Origin of the sequence: Streptomyces sp. P9-2B-2, from assembly GCF_030406865.1 — a bacterium.
GTDB classification, from domain to species: domain Bacteria; phylum Actinomycetota; class Actinomycetes; order Streptomycetales; family Streptomycetaceae; genus Streptomyces; species Streptomyces platensis.
Map to the genome: position 1 here is coordinate 5,405,081 of NZ_CP129126.1, position 14,604 is coordinate 5,419,684.

13 protein-coding genes are annotated in these 14,604 nt (G+C 71.3%); 8 read left to right on the forward strand and 5 right to left on the reverse strand.

What is annotated here, in order from left to right; all coding sequences use genetic code 11:
• Position 1: 1 nt before the first annotated feature.
• Both QT196_RS23805 and QT196_RS23810 read right to left on the reverse strand, forming a co-directional pair.
• Entirely contained in the window at positions 2-448 is a 447-nt protein-coding gene (locus QT196_RS23805; protein ID WP_168480890.1) for a roadblock/LC7 domain-containing protein, read from the reverse strand.
• A 41-nt stretch (positions 449-489) separates the two neighbouring features.
• Positions 490-2,130 carry an ATP-binding protein gene (locus QT196_RS23810; RefSeq protein ID WP_356948479.1) on the reverse strand — a complete coding sequence of 547 codons (1,641 nt, stop codon included), beginning with the start codon at positions 2,128-2,130 and terminating at the stop codon, positions 490-492.
• A gap of 1,172 nt (positions 2,131-3,302) precedes the next feature.
• Between QT196_RS23810 and QT196_RS23815 the strand changes: the two genes are divergently transcribed.
• Positions 3,303-3,950: a class I SAM-dependent methyltransferase gene (locus QT196_RS23815; protein WP_168483931.1), complete on the forward strand. Its 648-nt coding sequence runs from the start codon at positions 3,303-3,305 to the stop codon at positions 3,948-3,950.
• A gap of 47 nt (positions 3,951-3,997) precedes the next feature.
• The gene (locus QT196_RS23820) at positions 3,998-5,926 is read left to right on the forward strand and encodes an ATP-binding SpoIIE family protein phosphatase (RefSeq protein WP_356948480.1); all 1,929 of its coding nucleotides are present in this window, start codon (positions 3,998-4,000) and stop codon (positions 5,924-5,926) included.
• A gap of 98 nt (positions 5,927-6,024) precedes the next feature.
• Here QT196_RS23820 and QT196_RS23825 read toward each other — a convergent pair whose 3' ends face one another.
• Positions 6,025-7,458 carry a HAMP domain-containing sensor histidine kinase gene (locus QT196_RS23825; protein WP_290355649.1) on the reverse strand — a complete coding sequence of 478 codons (1,434 nt, stop codon included), beginning with the start codon at positions 7,456-7,458 and terminating at the stop codon, positions 6,025-6,027.
• 1 nt (position 7,459) lies between these two features.
• Positions 7,460-8,188: a response regulator transcription factor gene (locus QT196_RS23830; RefSeq protein ID WP_290356706.1), complete on the reverse strand. Its 729-nt coding sequence runs from the start codon at positions 8,186-8,188 to the stop codon at positions 7,460-7,462.
• A 209-nt stretch (positions 8,189-8,397) separates the two neighbouring features.
• Here QT196_RS23830 and QT196_RS23835 point away from each other — a divergent pair, with 209 nt between their 5' ends.
• From QT196_RS23835 to QT196_RS23860, 6 genes are all read left to right on the forward strand, one after another.
• A complete protein-coding gene (locus tag QT196_RS23835; RefSeq protein ID WP_168480894.1) occupies positions 8,398-9,081 on the forward strand; it encodes a DUF3159 domain-containing protein in 684 nt (227 codons plus the stop codon).
• The gene (locus QT196_RS23840; RefSeq protein WP_290355650.1) at positions 9,078-10,277 is read left to right on the forward strand and encodes a cytochrome P450; all 1,200 of its coding nucleotides are present in this window, start codon (positions 9,078-9,080) and stop codon (positions 10,275-10,277) included. The genes QT196_RS23835 and QT196_RS23840 overlap by 4 nt, the downstream gene beginning before the upstream one ends.
• Positions 10,278-10,326: 49 nt before the next feature.
• Entirely contained in the window at positions 10,327-10,521 is a 195-nt protein-coding gene (locus tag QT196_RS23845) for a ferredoxin (RefSeq protein ID WP_168480896.1), read from the forward strand.
• Positions 10,522-10,529: 8 nt separating this feature from the next.
• On the forward strand, positions 10,530-11,729 hold the full coding sequence (locus tag QT196_RS23850; protein WP_168483932.1) for an FAD-dependent oxidoreductase: 1,200 nt from the start codon (positions 10,530-10,532) through the stop codon (positions 11,727-11,729).
• Positions 11,730-11,919: 190 nt separating this feature from the next.
• A complete protein-coding gene (locus QT196_RS23855; RefSeq protein ID WP_290355651.1) occupies positions 11,920-13,035 on the forward strand; it encodes an aminopeptidase P family protein in 1,116 nt (371 codons plus the stop codon).
• Positions 13,036-13,194: 159 nt separating this feature from the next.
• The gene (locus tag QT196_RS23860; RefSeq protein WP_085926974.1) at positions 13,195-13,839 is read left to right on the forward strand and encodes a pentapeptide repeat-containing protein; all 645 of its coding nucleotides are present in this window, start codon (positions 13,195-13,197) and stop codon (positions 13,837-13,839) included.
• A 135-nt stretch (positions 13,840-13,974) separates the two neighbouring features.
• On the opposite strand, the gene QT196_RS23865 is transcribed toward QT196_RS23860, so the two are convergent.
• Complete coding sequence (locus tag QT196_RS23865) at positions 13,975-14,472, reverse strand: hypothetical protein (RefSeq protein WP_168480897.1); 498 nt, start codon at positions 14,470-14,472, stop codon at positions 13,975-13,977.
• Positions 14,473-14,604: the final 132 nt, after the last annotated feature.

The following is a 14,604-nucleotide window of genomic DNA, read 5'->3' on the forward strand; positions in this document are numbered from 1 at the left end:
CTCAATACCTCGCATGCGGAGTGGCGGTGTGCGGGTTGTCCGCCGGCCGGCGGGCGGGTGTGGCCAGGTAGGGCCGGACGCTCTTGACCAGCATGGCCATCTCGTAGCCCAGCACGGCAGCGTCCGCCTCGCGCCCCGCCATCACGGCCAGGTAGGCGCCGGACCCGGCGGTCGAGACAAACAGCAGGGTGGTGTCCAGTTCCACCACGACCTGCCGGACCTCGTCGCCGTCGCCGAACCGCATCCCGGCACTGCGGCCGAGGGAGTACAGGCCGGAGGCGAGGGCCGCCATGTGGTCCGCCGCGTCGGTGTCCAGGCCGTGGACCGCCTTGACCAGGCCGTCGGACGACAGCAGCAGCGCATTACGGGTGTGGGGCACGCGCTGGACGAGGCCAGTCAGCAACCAGGACAGGTCCTGCGACTGGCCGGTGCGCATATCGCTCACCATGATTGCGTCTTCTCCTTGAGGGTGAGGTCCGAAGCAGTGGACTAGCGGTCCCTGTCCGCGGGAGTCTCGTCAGGTGCGGGTGCGGGTGCGGGTGCGGGTGCGGGTGCGGGTGCCGATGCGGGGGCGGGTGCCGGCGCGTCAGGTGTCTCGGCAAGGCTGAATCCGCGCTGGAATGCCGCCATCAGCCCCGGGTCGTGCTCCCGTTCCTGCTCGACTCCGCCACGGCGGTCGACAGGTGCCTCCCTCAGCTGGGGAACCAGGTGCTCCTGCCGGCGGCGGCGTGGCAGCTCCGGTCGCTGCCCCATGTCGTCCGCCGGCTTTGCGGATGCCGGGTACGCAGGGACGGGGGACGGGGGCTGTGCCGTGGGAACGGGGGTGTGGACCGTCGCCTGCGGAGCATGGGCCGTTGGGCTCGGCGCCTGGGGTGTTGCGGCCGGCAGTGGCATGGAAACTCCCGTGGCCCCTGCCCCGTTGGCGGTGCCCATGGCCGGGGGCATGGCTCGCACGGCGGCAGGCTCCGGCTCCACGGCGCGGGAGTGCTGCGGCACGGGTGCCTCGACAGGCGTGGGGGCGGCGGTCTCGGGCCGGCTGGGCTCCGGTTCGTCACCGAGCAGGCCCTCCGGCACAACGAGTACGGCCTGGATGCCGCCGTAGATGTTGCTCTGGAGCTGTACGGCGATGCCGTGCCGACGGGCCAGCGTGGAGACGACAAAAAGTCCGATGCGGCCGTCCTTCAGCAGCTCCCCGACGTCGATGTGCTCTGGGTCGGCGAGCAGGGCGTTCATCCGTATCTGCTCTTCACGCGGTATGCCGAGCCCTCGGTCCTCCACCTCGACGGCCAGCCCTGAGGTGACCTTCTGGGCACGCAGGACCACCTGTGTCTGAGGGGAGGAGAAGACCGTGGCGTTCTCGATGAGTTCGGCGAGGAGGTGGATGACGTCCGCCACGGCGTGGCCGTGCAGCCTGCCCTCGATCGGCGGGGCGAGCTTGACGCGGGAGTACCGTTCGACTTCCGCGATCGCCGAGCGGAGTACCTCGGTCATGGTCACCGGACGGGTCCACTGGCGGCGGGAGACGGCCCCGCCGAGGACCGCCAGGTTCTCCGCGTGCCGGCGGATGCGGGTGGCCAGGTGGTCGACCTGGAACAGCCCCTTGAGCAGGTCCGGGTCCTCCACATTGTTCTCCAGCTCGTCGAGGAGCTGGATCGACCTGTGGACCAGGGACTGTAGCCGCCGGGAGAGGTTGGCGAAGACCTCGACCTTGTCCTCGCTGCCGGACCTGTTGCCGCGGGCAAGCTGTGCTGCCTGCACCACGGCCGCCTCGGCCTGCCGCTGGGCCACCGTCAGCTCGTGGGCCAGCAGATCGATGGCGTCACCGGCAGGCTCGGGCAGCGGGGCGGCCTGAGGGGGCTCGATTCGCTCGCCCTGAGCGATCCGGTGCAGCAGGTCCTGCAATTCCGCCTGCCCGCGGTTACCGGAGCGACTCAGAGCCGTGAACCGCCGGGCCAGGCTGCGCGCTTCGGCGTCGCCGACGGCAGCAGAGGCCAGCAGGACGCCGCAGCCGAATACGGCGGCGCCGATGAGGATGCTCCACGCCACAGCATCCGGGCTGCCCTTTTGCGACAGCAGGACGAACACGATGGCGACGGCCGCGGCGACTGCGACGAGCAGAGCCGGGAGCACCGGCAGCAGGATCATTCGCCTCTGAAGTGCCCCGTTGACGGGCACTTGGTGTGTGGACTGCCTATTGCGCCTCGTCCCAGTATGTGCCGGGGACGCGAATTCGCCGGGCTCCGGGCGCACCGAGTAAGCAGGAGGTTCAGACATCAGAGTCCTCTCGACCAGCCGTATACACAGACATCACAGGCAACTGCCAAATGTTTGAGGAGGAGTGGCGGAGTGGAGGGTTCCGCTACCTTACCCACCACTCTTTGGAGTGAGCCAATCGCACAACGCCTCGAAGTTCCGCATATCGGTTCATGCCTACAGCCGGTGCGGTTCCCGCCACGGGTATCGAGCTTTCATGGCGGCCAATTGGCCACGATTTTCTTCGTTATTCAGGATTTGACTGCGTTGAGAGCCACCGAAATCTATGCCAGGCCGTGCGTGCGTCGTATCTGTGAGTTGTCGTCAAATTCCGGACAGAATCAGTGCCTTTGAGGATGACGCTGCTATAGAAGGACTCAACGGCCTTGATGCCCTTATGGATCGTCAAACTGCGAGACCCTGGGCAGTGACTCAGGCAGGCCGGCGCGACTGGCGTTCTGCCGACCCTCCCCGTCCGCCTTCGTCGGTCGACTCGGTCCTGGCCTTCCAGCGCCACACCGTCCATGCCGACGATCCGGCGCTCTGCCGTGCCCTGGCGCTCGCCGCCGCGTACCCCACCGAGGCCACCCGCGGCGTCGCCCGGACCAGCACCTGGCCACGTGCGGCCCCGATCGACAGGTCGCCCGTGCGTCCACGCCGTCCAACACCCCCCGGCAAGGATTCGGCCCCACTTGTAAAGCGAAGGTCGTCGGTTTGGATCCGGCATGGGGCTTTCGGTGTGAATGCGGTGGGTTGTGGTGTGGCTACGCAGCGCGTTCTTTTTGGCTCCGGGCTTTGTGTCCAGGGCCGTTTGTGGGTGAGGGGTGTGTGGGCGGGCGGGGGTGTGAACTCCGGTGCTGTGGTGGATTCTCCGGTGGTGGTTGGTGTGGCGATCGTGGTTGCTCGGCGGGGTGGTTCGAGGTCGGTTGTCGCTGATGAAAGGTGGGTATCGCGGATATAATCGAGTGAATGCACATGAAGAGGTGCAATTGGTGAGTAAGGGATTCGTTGCGGCGGAATGTGCGAGCGGCGAGGCCGGTGCTGAGGGCATGCGGCGGCTCGACCGTGAGGGGCAGGCCGAGGCGTTTGACGCGATCGGTGACCGCTATGACGAGGCATTTCCCTATAAGAAGGGGCAGCTGGCCGCGGCTGAGTGGCTGATCGGGGCGCTGGCCGGTGGGGCGCGGGTGCTGGATCTGGGGTGTGGCACCGGGCTGCCGACTGCGCGGCAGCTGGTGGACGCGGGGTTCGAGGTGGTGGGCGTCGACCTGTCCCGCAGGATGGTGGAGCTTGCCCGGGAGTATGTGCCCGGGGCGACGTTTCGGCGGCTGGATATTGCCGACCTCGAGCCCGGCGGTCCTCATGACCTGGGGCGGTTCGATGCCGTCGCGGCCTTTTTCTCGCTGCTGATGCTGCCGCGGGGGGAGATTCCCGTCGTGCTGCGGATGGTCCACGACCTGCTGGTACCGGGTGGCCTTTTCGCGCTCTCGATGGTGGAGGCCGACGTGGACTACTTCACGATCCCGTTCCTCGGCAATGCCATCCGGGTGTCCGGATACCTGCGGGACGATCTGCGCGAGGTCGTTGAGCAGGCGGGCTTCGCGGTCGTCGAGGAGTCCTCGTACACCTACGCGCCGGAGATCTCGGACGTGCCGCCCGAGGAGCAGATCTTTCTCCACTGCGTGCGAAGCGGCTGAGAACGCCCCGCGCGGTCCCGGGCACCTCCGGACGGATGAGACAAGCGATGGAGCCGCACCCCCGAGCCGATACGCACACCGCCCCGCCGGCCCCGCAGCCGGGCGAGGCGGCGCCGGAGCCGGGCGAGGTGGCGCCGCGGACACCGCCGTCCCGGCCGTCGTCGCCCGGAAGTGGCCGTTCCGGCGAGGCGACCGGTGGAGCACCGGAGGGGCTGACGCTTTCGGACCGCGGCAAGGCGGAGGTCGGTCGCAATGAGGCGGAGCGTGTCCCCGAGGTGCAGTCGGACCGGCTTCGGTTTCTCGATCTTGCGGCGCGGCGGATCGCCCAGGGGGTTGATCTTGACGAGACGTTGCGGGGGCTCTACGACGCGGCGGTTCCCGCGTTCGCCGACGCGGTGCTCGTGCATCTGCGGGAGCCGCTGGCGGCCGGAGAGGGGCGGCCGGCCGAGCCTCTGGTGCTGCGGCTGCACAGCTTTGCTCAGGGGCCGGAGGGCGTGGTCAGCGCGGCGTCTGCGGGGGGCGCCGGGCCTGTGCGGCCGACGGTCAGCGGGGCGTTTGCCGAGTTGTTGCTGGGCCGGCGGCCCGTGTTCGGGGAGGTGCCGGAGATCGAGGCTGTGGTGAGTGAGCTGCTGGAGCCGGTGGCGGGTGTGTCGGAGACAGGAGCACCGGGGCGGCGGCTGATCATTGTCCCGTTGTACGGGCGGCGCCATCTGCTGGGCACCGTCGCTCTGGTGCGTGCGGCCGGGCGGCCCGTCTTCGTGGCGGATGACCTGCTCGTGGCCGCCCAGCTCGCCACGCACACCGCCCTTGGCGTCGAGGCGTCGGTGCCCTCGGGGCAGGAGGCCTCGGCCGCGGATGCCCTCCAGCTCAGGATGCTGCCGTCGTCGCTTCCCGAGACCACCGGGGTCCGGCTGGCGAGCCGGTATCTGCCGGCCGCCGAGACCTCCCAGGGGGGCGGTGACTGGTACGACGCGATCCCGCTGCCCGGTAACCGGGTCGCGCTGGTGGTGGGGGACGTCATGGGCCACTCCATGACCTCCGCCGCGATGATGGGCCAGCTGCGCACCACGGTGCAGACCCTGGCCCGGCTCGACCTGCCGCCGGAGGAGGTTCTGTACCACCTGGACGAGCAGGCCCAGCGCCTCGGCAGCGAGCACATGGCGACCTGCCTGTACGCCATCTACGACCCGATATCGCAGCGGCTGCTGGTGGCCGACGCGGGACATCCGCCTCCGGTACTGCTGCACCCGGACGGCTCGGGGGAGGTGCTTCAGGTCCCGCCCGGCGCGCCGATAGGAGTGGGCGGCGTCCCCTTCGAGACCTGGGAGCTGCCCGCGCCCACCGGAGGGACGCTGCTCCTGTACACCGACGGGCTCGTCGAGTCGCGTAACAGGGACGTCTTGACGGGCATGGAGCTGCTGCGTGGCCGCCTGGAGGCGGTGGCCGCGCGGGTCGCCCCGCCGCCGCTGGACATGCTCTGCGACGCGGTGCTGACTCTCGCGGATCCGGATGCCCGGGATGACGATGTGGCGCTGCTGGCCGCCCGGTTCGACGGTTTCGCGCCGCTCAATGTCGCGTACTGGTTCCTCAGCCCCCAGCCGCAAACGGCCGGCCGGGCACGGCAGCTGACCCGCCGGGCGCTGCACCGCTGGGGCCTGGGCTCGATGCTCGATGCGGCCGAGCTCATGGTCAGCGAGGTGGTGACGAACGCGGTGCGCTACGCCTCCCGGCCGATCGCCCTGCGGCTGCTGCGCACCGATGTGCTCCGGTGCGAGGTGGGCGACGATTCGCCGCAGGTGCCCCGGATGCGGCGCGCGCAGGCGGGTGACGAGGGTGGACGTGGCCTGTTCCTGGTCGACCAGCTCGCGCTGCGCTGGGGAGCGACGATGCTGAGCACCGGCAAGGTGGTCTGGTTCGAGCAGGAGATACCCGAGGAATACCGTCAGCACCGTCAAGAGGGGCCGGAAGCCGTGTAGTTCGCCCGTCCGCCGGAAGCCGCGTAGTTCGCCGTCCGCGGGATGCCCGCCCCGCCTGCCCGCCTGCCCAGCCCGCCCCGCCCGGCGCCTGCGCGCGGTCAGTGTGCGGCAGGCAGCGTGATCGTGAAGGTGCTGCCCTCGCCGGGGGCGGTGCGGACGGTGGCGGTGCCGTCGTGGGCCTCGGCGATGGAGCGGACGATGCTCAGGCCGAGGCCGGTGCCGCCGCTGGTCGGGTTGCGGGACGCGTCGCCGCGGTAGAAGCGCTCGAAGATCCGCTCGGCCGTCGCGGGGGGCATCCCGGGGCCCTGGTCGGTGACCGCCAGCTGCGCGGTGCCGTCGGGCAGTGCGCGCGCCGTCACGGAGACCGGGGTGTCCGGCGGGGTGTGGCGCAGCGCGTTGCTCAGGAGGTTCTGGAGCACCTGGCGCAGCCGGTCCTCGTCGCCACGGGCGAACACCTCGCCGGGCACCTCGACGGTCAGCGGCCGGCCGGGGTCGACGACACGGGCATCGGTGACGGCGTCGTCGGCGAGGGTGCCGAGGTCCACCGGTGCGTGCGTGATCGGGCGGCCCTGGTCGAGCCGGGCGAGCAGCAGCAACTCCTCGACCATGGTGTGCATCCGGGCGGCCTCGCCCTCGATACGCAGCATCGCGCGCTCGATGAGCGCCGGGTCCTGGGCCAGGCCGTGCAGATGGAGCTGGGCCCAGCCCCGGATCGTGGTCAGCGGGGTGCGCAGTTCATGGGAGGCGTTGGCCACGAACTGCCGGAGCCGCTCCTCGGACCGCTGCCGTTCGTCGAAGGCCCGGTTGAGGGCGGTGCCCACCTCGCCCACCTCGGAGTGCCGCCCGGCGACGTCGATGCGCTGGTCGAGGTCGCCGTCGGCGATCGCGGTCGCGGTGGCGGCCATCTTCCGCAGCGGCCGCAGGCCGACGTCCAGCACCCCGCGGCTGAGCAGCACGATGCCCCCGAGCACGGCCAGCGTGGCGGCGGAGTCGGCGCCGACCAGCCAGTACACGACGTCTTCGCCCGGCTGGAGGCTCTTGGCGACGACCACCCTGCTGAACCGCTGGGGCGGTGAGCCGGGGGTGTGCCGGACCGTGGCGGAGTGGCCGTAGGGGAAGCTCAGGGCGCGGTAGCGGGGAACGGGCGTCCCCTCGGCGGAGAGGGTGACGAGGTGCTCGGCGAAGCCGTCGGGGACCGGGTCGGGCAGCTCGGGACGGGAGCCGGCCCGCCCGTCGGGGTCCCGGGCGGGCGTCTGGGCGACCACCCGGCCCCGGTCGTCGAGCAGCGCGACGTAGGTGCCGTCGGGTATCAGGGAGTTGAGGTTGTTCTCGTCGATCGGGGAGCGCGGGCCGTGCACCCGGTGCTGCACGGTCGTCCGGGCGTTGGTGAGGGTGGCATCGGCGACATCGACGAGGTTGAGCCGCAGTCCGATCAGCGACACCGCGTTGACGGCCACCATGCCCACGGCCGCCAGCAGCACGACGCCCACCATCAGGCGGGCCCGCAGGGAGCCGCGCCAGGCGCCCGTCATCTCAGCCGCCTTCGGGGAGCCGCAGGCTGTAGCCGAAGCCGCGCATGGTGTGGATCAGGGCGGGCGTGTGGGCGTCCACCTTCGCGCGGAGGCGGGAGACCAGCTTCTCGACGACGCCCTCGCCGAAGTGGTGCTGCCATACGTGGTCCATGATCTGTTCCTTCGACATCACCTGGTCGGCGTTGATCAGCAAGTAGCGCAGCAGCTTGTACTCGGTCGGTGACAGCGCGATCAGCCGGTCCCCGCGACGGACCCGCCGGCTGCGCTCGTCCACGGTCAGGTCGGCGAAACACAGCAGCGGGCCGGCCTCCGCGGACCGCCCGGCCCGCCGCAGCAACGCGTGTACCCGGGCGAGGAGTTCGGGCAGGCTGAACGGCTTGGTCAGGTAGTCGTCCGCGCCCATCGCGAAGCCCGTCACCCGGTCCTCGACGGAGTCCCGCGCGGTCAGGAACAGCACCGGCAGCCGCGCCCCGTCGGCCACCAGCCGCCGGCAGACCGTGAATCCGTCCAGGTCCGGCAGTTGGACGTCCAGCACCAGCAGATCCGGGGGCAGGTCCGCGTAGGCACGCAGGGCCGCACCGCCGCAGCCGGCGGTCGCGACCACGTACCCCGCCAGGCTCAGCGTGGTCTGGAGCAGCTCCGTCATCCGCGGGTCGTCATCCACGACGAGCAGCCGCTGCCCGCTTCCTCGGGGCAGCGGTGCGTCGCTCGTCGGCGAGGCGGAAAGCATGGCGGTCACCCATCACGTCATGGAGTCTGCGGGGACAACGCGCGCACGCGTCCGCTTGGTTCCCCCGGCGGTCCGAGCGGCGCGGGAGCACCCCGGCTCCGGCTGTCAGGCAATGGTCAGGTTGCCGACCGGGACCGGTCAACGGGGCCCGTTTCTCTGGAGTCACGACACCGGACCGACCACCGTCCGACGCGACGTCTGGAGACCCCGTGGACCCTGCCGCAGACCTTGCACCCGGCGGTGCGGACGCCGTCCGTACCGCCGTCCGGAAACGGCTGCGCAGCACCCTGATCGATGTGACGCCCGTCTTCGGGTTCACCCTGACCTTCGCCGTCACCCACCAGCTGGGCGTCGCGCTGACGCTCGCTCTGTCCATCGGCGCCGGGGCCTTCCTGCTCCGGCTGGTGCGCAGGGAACCCGTACGGCAGGCGCTCTTCTTCCTCGGGTTCGTCTGTGTCCAGGGCGCGTTGGCCGCACGCAGCGGGGACGCCATCGACTTCTTCCTTCCGCACCTCGTGCTGCACGGAACGATATCCGTGGTCACGCCGGTGCTGCTGTGGCTCGGCTGGCCGCCGCTGGGCGTGCTGGTGGGGCTGGTCACGGGGGAGGGGACCGGCTGGCGCCGCTGCACGGTGCGCCGCCGGGCCTTCGTCAGAGGCCATCTGGTCCTCTACGCCGGCAATCTCCTGATGCTGTCGGTCCAGCTCCCGTTGTTCCTGTCCGGCCAGGCCGTCGCCCTCGGCACGGTCGATGTCTTCGCGCCCCTCGTCTTCGCGCTCGGCGCACTCCTGGGGTGGCGGGTCTACCGGCGCTCCGTCGGTACGCACCGCTGCGACGCCCCCGTTGGCCCGAGCCCTGATCTGTCGCCCCCTTTGGAAAGGACCGTTCGATGACCAGTACGCAGCCCACCACCAGGTCCCAGCCCACGGAGCGGGCCTGCCCCTTCGACCCGCCGGAGGAGTACCGGACGATCCGGGAAGAGGCCCCCGTCACGCCCGCGACCTTCCCGGACGGCGCGAAGGGCTGGCTGGTCACCGGTTACGAGGACGTACGGGCGATGCTCGCCGACCCGCGGTTCAGCTCCAACCGCCGCCTGTTGCGGCCCGGTGACCCCGTAACGGCCGATGAAGCGCTGCCGCCGCCCGCGCCGGGCATGTTCATCATGATGGACGCCCCGGAGCACACCCGGTTCCGGCGGCTGCTCACCGGCCAGTTCACGGTGCGCCGGATGCAGAAGCTGGTTCCCGCGGTGGAGCAGATCGTTGCCGAGCGGCTGGCGGAGATGGCGTCCGCCGAAGGGCCCGTCGACCTCGTCCAGTCGTATGCCCTGCCCATTCCCTCACTGGTGATCTGTGAGCTGCTGGGGGTGCCGTACGAGGACCGGGAGGATTTCCAGCGGGACTCCGCACAGGTGCTCCGCCTCGACGCGAGCCGCGAGGAGGTCCAGCAGGCCAACCAGGCGATGAACCAGTACATCCGGGAACTGGCCGCCGCCAAGCGTGCCCACCCCACCGACGACATCCTCGGCGGCCTGGCGCAGTCCGGCGTGCTCACCGACGAAGAACTGGGCGGTGTCGGGGCGCTGCTGCTGCTCGCCGGGCACGAGACCACCGCGAACATGATCGCGTTGGGCACCATGTGCCTGCTGAACAACCCCGGCCAGTTGGCGGCGTTGCGCGCTGACCCGGAGCTGATGGACAACGCCGTCGAGGAGCTGCTGCGCTACCTGACGATCATCCAGTTCGGGCTGCGACGCACGGCGTTGGAGGACGTGGAGCTGGGCGGGCAGCGCATCGAGGCCGGCTCTGTGGTGGTCGCCGCCCTGCCCGCGGGGAACCGGGACGCGACGCACTTCTCCGGCGACCCCGAGACGCTGGACGTGCACCGCCCCTACCGCCCGCACCTCGCGTTCGGGCACGGCGTCCATCAGTGCATCGGGCAGCAGCTGGCCCGGGTGGAGATGAAGGCCGCGCTGTCCGCCCTGTTCGAGCGGTTCCCGGACCTGCGGCTGGCGGTACCGGCGGACCAGGTGCCGATGCGCGACGACATGCTCATCTACGGCGTCCACAAGCTGCCCGTGACCTGGTAGCCGGACCGCCTGCCGCACGTCACCAAGCCACCGGAGAAAGGGAATTGAGATGAAGGTCATCATCGATGAGGACAAGTGCGTCGGTGCGGGGCAGTGCGTCCTGTCCGCCGCCGAGGTCTTCGACCAGCGGGACGAGGACGGCATCGTCGTCCTGCTCGACGCCGCACCGCCGGACGACCGGCGTGCCCCGGTCGAGGAGGCCGCCGCCCGCTGCCCCGCGCTGGCCATCGAGGTGCTGCCGTAGTGCCTGCCATGGACCGGATCGTCCTGGTGGGAGCGTCGGCCGCGGGGCTCACCGCGGCCGACGCCCTGCGGCGCGAGGGCTACACCGGATCGCTGACGCTGGTCGGGGAGGAACTGTGGGCCCCGTACGACCGGCCCCCGCTGTCCAAACAGGTGCTGGCCGGGGCCTGGGAACCGGAACGGACCGTGCTGCGCCAGGAGGACGGCATCCGGGGTCTGAACCTGGACCTCCGGCTGGGCTGCCGGGCAACCGGGCTGGACCCGGCGGCGCGCACCGTCACCCTGGCCGACGGGGACCGGCTGCGCTACGACGGCCTGCTCCTGGCCACCGGACTGCGGCCCCGCCGGCTGCCCTTCGGCCATGACCTGGCCGGGGTGCATGTGCTGCGCACCCTCGACGACGCCCTGACGCTGCGGACGCAACTGTGCGCCGGCCCCCGGGTCGTGGTGATCGGCGCCGGATTCCTCGGCAGCGAGATCGCCGCCACCGCACGAAGTCTGGGCCTGGACGTCGCCCTCGTCGACACCGAGCCCACTCCGCTGGCCCGGCAGGTCGGCACCTGGGTGGGCTCGCTGGTGGCGGACCTGCACCGCGACCACGGGGTCCGGCTGCACCTGGGGCGCGGTGTCACCGGCGTGACCGGGGAGCACGGCAAGGTCACCGCCGTGGACCTCGACGACGGCACCCGGCTCCCCGCCGATGTGGTGGTGGTCGCGATCGGCTCGGTCCCGGCCGTCGACTGGCTGGCCGGCTCCGGCCTCCCCCTGGGCGACGGGGTGCGCTGCGACAGCCACTGCCGGGCCGCGCCCGGGGTGTACGCGGCGGGTGACGTGGCCAACTGGCAGGATGCGGCCACCGGCGGCCGCATCCGTCTCGAACAGCGCATGAACGCCACCGAGCAAGCCCGCGCCGCCGTACGGAACCTCCTCGCCGACCCCGGGGACGCCGTGCCCTACACACCGGTCCCGTTCGGCTGGACCGATCAGTACGACGCCAAGATCCAGTTCCATGGCCGCTGCCCCGCCGAGGCCCGCGTGGAATGCGTCGACGGCGACCCAGAGGCCCGCCGCTTCGTCGCGCTCTACCACCTCCACGGCCGGGTGGTCGGCGCGCTCGGCTGGAACAGCGCCCGCGCCCTGCGCCAATACCGCGCCCGCATCGGCACGACCGGTGCGGTGACGACCGGTCAGGGCGCCGGCCCGGCCTGACTCGGTCCCCGTGGGGCCGCTGTCAGCCGAGCCGGCCCCCACGGGCACGAGAGGGAGAGCCCCGGAGCGCGCCCCGGCGACAGGGACGGGAGGCGTGCCCCGGGGCAGGCGTGAACTGGAGGAGTGAAGAGGCCCATGGGGGTGGGAATTCGGCGGGCCGAAGGGGCCGGACCGGCGTAAGTTCGCCGTCATGGTGACTTCGAAGACGCAGGTGGACTACGGGCAGCGGATGGCGCGGGCGGGCCGGGCCGCCGCCGATGCCGGGCTGGCCGGGCTGATCGTGACGCCGGGACCGGATCTGACATGGCTGTGCGGCTACCGGCCGACCGCGGTCACCGAACGGCTGACCGCCCTGGTGATCGAGCCGGAGCGGCGCCCGCGGCTGCTGGTGCCCGTATTGGAGTACCCGGACGCGGAGTACTCCCCGGGGGCCTGGGCGATGGAGGTGTCGGGCTGGACCGACGGTTCGGACCCGTATGCCGAGGTCGCCAAGTGGATGGCCCCCCAGGGCCGTTACGGGATGTCCGACTCGACCTGGGCGCTGCATCTGCTGGGACTCCAGCGCTCGGTGCTGGGGAGTGCGTATGCCGCGCTGACCGAGGTGCTGCCGATGCTGCGCGCCGTCAAGGACGCCCACGAGGTGGAGCTGCTGGCCGCGGCCGGGGCCGCCGCCGACGCGACCTATGAGGAGATCCTGACCGTCCGTTTCGGCGGGCGGCGGGAGTCCGAGGTGGCGGCGGACCTGGTGAGGCTGCTGACCGAGCACGGGCACAGCCAGGTCGACTTCACGATCGTGGGGTCGGGCCCCAACGGCGCCAATCCGCACCACGAGGCCGGGGACCGGGTCATCGAGGACGGCGACATGGTCGTGCTCGACTTCGGCGGCCTCAAGGACGGCTACGGGTCGGACACCACGCGGACCGTGCACGTCGGGGAGCCCGGCGCCGAGGAGCGCAAGGTGCACGACATCGTGCGGGAGGCGCAGCAGGCGGCGTTCGAGGCGGTGCGGCCCGGCGTCGCGTGCCAGGACGTCGACCGGGTGGCCAGGAAGGCGATCAAGGCCGCGGGCTACGGCGAGTACTTCATCCACCGGACCGGGCACGGCATCGGGGTGACCACCCATGAGCCGCCGTACATGGTCGAGGGCGAGCATCTGCCGCTGGTACCCGGGATGTGCTTCTCGATCGAGCCGGGAATCTATCTGCCGGGCCGCTTCGGGGTGCGGATCGAGGACATCGTGACGTGCACGGAGTCCGGCGGCCGCCGACTGAACCAGACGGCGCGCGAGATGGCGGTGGTGCGGTAGGCGGGGTGGCGGGAGCCGCCGCGCGGCGACCGGCCTCCGGGTGTTTGTGCAGGTCAGGGCTTGTTGTCAGTGGCGTGGTTCACGATGGGTGGGCAGGTGCGAAACGTCACGGACGGCAGGGAAGGCGGTGATCGCGTGGCAGGGCGCGGCAAGGAGACGGTGCGGGCGGTGCGGCGGCCGCAGGTGCGGCTGCCGGAGCTGACGGCGTACGACGGCGGCGAGCTGGAGCCCGAAGGGGACTACGACGGGCTGGAGTTCGCGGACGCCGACTGGGCCGGTCAGTCCGCGCGCGGCGCCCGCTTCATGGACTGCGCCGTACGACGCTGCGCGCTGGACGAGACCGAGCTCGGCCGGGCCCGGATCATCGACAGCGTGCTGAGCGGCATCCGCGGGGTCGGCACGGACCTGTCCCAGGCGTCGCTGCGCGATGTGGAGGTGTCCGACGCCCGGCTCGGCGGGACGCAGCTGCACGGGGCGGTGCTGGAGCGGGTCGTGGTGCGCGGCGGGAAGATCGACTTCCCGAATCTGCGCCAGGCGAAGCTGCGGGATGTCGCCTTCGAGGGCTGCGTGCTGGTCGAGGCGGACTTCGCGGGCGCGGTGCTGGAGCGGGTGACGTTCGACGACTGCACCCTGACCCGGGTGGACTTCTCCGAAGCACGGATGAAGGACGTCGATCTGCGGGGCGCCGCCGCGCTGGACATCGCCCGGGGAATCGACCGCCTGTCGGGCGCGGTGATCAGCCCGGCCCAACTGCTCGATCTGGCCCCGGTGTTCGCGGCACAGATAGGGGTGCGGGTGGAGTGAGGGCGGTGGGCGGGACGTTCGGCGTATGGCGCCCTGCCCGGCGTACGGCGCGCCCTGCCCGGCGTCCGGCGCCCCGCCCCGCGTCCGGCTCCTTGCCCGGCGTACGGCCGAAGCGCGGGCGTCCCCTGCCCCCGGTCAGAGGCGGGGGAAACGGGCCTGGAGGTCCCAGATGGCGGGGTTGTCGCCGAGGCCGTCGTGCATATCCGTGAGGTCGGCGATCAGATCGTGCAGAAAGTCGCGGGCCTCGCGGCGCAGCGCGGAGTGGTTGAAGGTGAGCGGGTCCTCGTCGGCCGCCATCCAGTCGGCGTCGACGTCCACCCACCCGAAACGGCGCTCGAAGAAGATCCGGTCGGCGGACTCGGTGAAGTCCAGCTCGGCGTGGATCGGGCGGGCGGAGCGGTTGCCCCGGGGGTCGGTGTCGAGCTGCTCGACGATGTCGCACAGCGCCCAGGCGAAGTCGAGGACCGGCACCCAGCCCCAGGCCGTGGACAGCTCGCGGTCCGTCTTCGTATCGGCGAGGTAGACGTCACCGCAGAAGAGGTCATGCCGCAGCGTGCGCACGTCCGCGGTCCGGTAGTCCATCTGTGGCGGATCCGGGAAGCGGCGGGAGAGGGAGTAGCCGAGGTCGATCACGTCTTGATGGTGTCACGCCGGTGCGGGCGCCCCGTCGGGGGCAGCCCCTCGGGGCCTGCCCGTCACGGGCGGCACCCGTTCCCGACGGAACCGGATACGGGCGGACCGCTTCCGGTCGGCACCGCTCCCCGG

Coding starts and splice junctions, on each gene's coding strand:
- QT196_RS23805 (WP_168480890.1), bottom strand. CDS start 448: ATGGTGAGCGATATGCGCACCGGCCAGTCGCAGGACCTGTCCTGGTTG.
- QT196_RS23815 (WP_168483931.1), top strand. CDS start 3,303: ATGCGGCGGCTCGACCGTGAGGGGCAGGCCGAGGCGTTTGACGCGATC.
- QT196_RS23820 (WP_356948480.1), top strand. CDS start 3,998: ATGGAGCCGCACCCCCGAGCCGATACGCACACCGCCCCGCCGGCCCCG.
- QT196_RS23825 (WP_290355649.1), bottom strand. CDS start 7,458: ATGACGGGCGCCTGGCGCGGCTCCCTGCGGGCCCGCCTGATGGTGGGC.
- QT196_RS23830 (WP_290356706.1), bottom strand. CDS start 8,188: ATGCTTTCCGCCTCGCCGACGAGCGACGCACCGCTGCCCCGAGGAAGC.
- QT196_RS23840 (WP_290355650.1), top strand. CDS start 9,078: ATGACCAGTACGCAGCCCACCACCAGGTCCCAGCCCACGGAGCGGGCC.
- QT196_RS23845 (WP_168480896.1), top strand. CDS start 10,327: ATGAAGGTCATCATCGATGAGGACAAGTGCGTCGGTGCGGGGCAGTGC.
- QT196_RS23850 (WP_168483932.1), top strand. CDS start 10,530: ATGGACCGGATCGTCCTGGTGGGAGCGTCGGCCGCGGGGCTCACCGCG.
- QT196_RS23855 (WP_290355651.1), top strand. CDS start 11,920: ATGGTGACTTCGAAGACGCAGGTGGACTACGGGCAGCGGATGGCGCGG.